The sequence below is a fragment of the Arthrobacter sp. JCM 19049 genome (assembly GCF_001310435.1).
In genome coordinates, this window is record NZ_BAXF01000541.1 from 1 (window position 1) to 1,406 (window position 1,406).

Here is a 1,406-nt window from a genome sequence, read left to right on the forward strand (position 1 = left end):
GGCGGGCATGTGGGTGCGCTCGCCGGTGTACTCCTCCGGGGAGCGCACGTCGATCAGCGGCTTGCCCAGGTGCTCGAGCACCTCGGCAGGTAGGCGCGGATGGCGCTGTCCTCGCGCTCCACCACCGGGTATTCGGTGGGCTGCACGGTGGGGGTCTGCGTGCTCAGCTCCCGGCCCTCGGCGATCCACTTGTCCCGTCCGCCGTCCATCAGGCGCACGTCCTCGTGGCCGAACAGGGTGAAGACCCACAGCGCGTAGGCGGCCCACCAGTTGGACTTGTCCCCGTAGAGCACCACGGTGCTCTGGCGGGTGATGCCCTTGGCGCTCATCAGCGCGGCGAAACCCTCGCCATCCACGTAGTCGCGGGTGACCTCGTCGTTCAGTTCGGTGTGCCAGTCGATCTTCAGGGCCCCGGGAATGTGCCCGGTGTTGTACAGCAGGATGTCTTCGTCCGATTCCAGCACCACCAGCCCGTCGCTGCCCAGGTGGTCGGCGACCCACTGGGTGGAGACCAGCCGTTCGGGGTGGGCGTACTGGGCGTACGCTGGGTTCGTGTCGATGGGGAGCGACATGCGGCGTTCACTTTCCTAACTGCTTGGTTCGCTGGTTGGAGCGCTGACGCCCGGATGCGGGCAGCAGCCTCGACTCCCTATCTAGGTTAGTCCCCGCCGTAATATTTCGCGCCGTCATACGTCACATCCGGCCACAATCCCCACCACGGTTCGGGGTAAACTGGCCGATGGACCAGCCCGCCGGTCGAGCAGGGCACACTTGAGCACGCTTGGGCACACGAGCACGGGATTGAAGGACTTTATGGAGCGCATGGCCACGATTACCCACCTGACGGAAACGACACCGAACGTCTCCGTCGAGGAGCTGCTGGCCGGGTTCCACCCCTCCTACCGCTTCGGCGAGGTGTCCTTCAACACGTACCATCCGGATCCCTCCCAGCCCTCCCAGGCCGAGGCGGTGACCAAGCTCAAGGCGTTCGCGGACTCCATCGGCAAGAACCCGAAGCTCGGTGTTCGCCAAGCTGTTCGGCAAGGCCAAGACCACCAAGAACGGGATCTACCTCGATGGCGGGTTCGGCGTGGGCAAGACCCACCTGTTGGCCTCGCTGTGGCATGCCGCCCCGGGGCCGAAGGCGTTCGGCACGTTCGTGGAGTACACGAACCTGGTCGGGGCGCTCTCCTTCCGCCAGACCGTGGACGTGCTCAGCCAGTACAAGCTGGTGTGCATCGACGAGTTCGAGCTCGATGACCCGGGGGACACCGTCCTGATGAGCCGACTGATGCGCGAGCTCTCCGACGCCGGGGTCAAGCTGGCCGCCACCTCCAACACGCTGCCCGGGGCGCTGGGGGAGGGGCGCTTCGCCGCCGTGGACTTCCAGCGCGAAATCAAGGCAC

Annotated in this window: 2 pseudogenes; one reads left to right on the top strand and one right to left on the bottom strand. The window is 66.0% G+C overall.

Features of this window, described 5'->3' with window-relative positions:
- Positions 1 to 572, bottom strand: a pseudogene (locus tag JCM19049_RS14265) (sulfurtransferase); the annotation flags it as partial.
- Positions 573 to 822: 250 nt separating this feature from the next.
- On the opposite strand from JCM19049_RS14265, the pseudogene zapE reads away from it, so the two are divergent.
- Positions 823 to 1,406: pseudogene (gene zapE, locus JCM19049_RS14270) on the top strand (cell division protein ZapE); the annotation flags it as partial.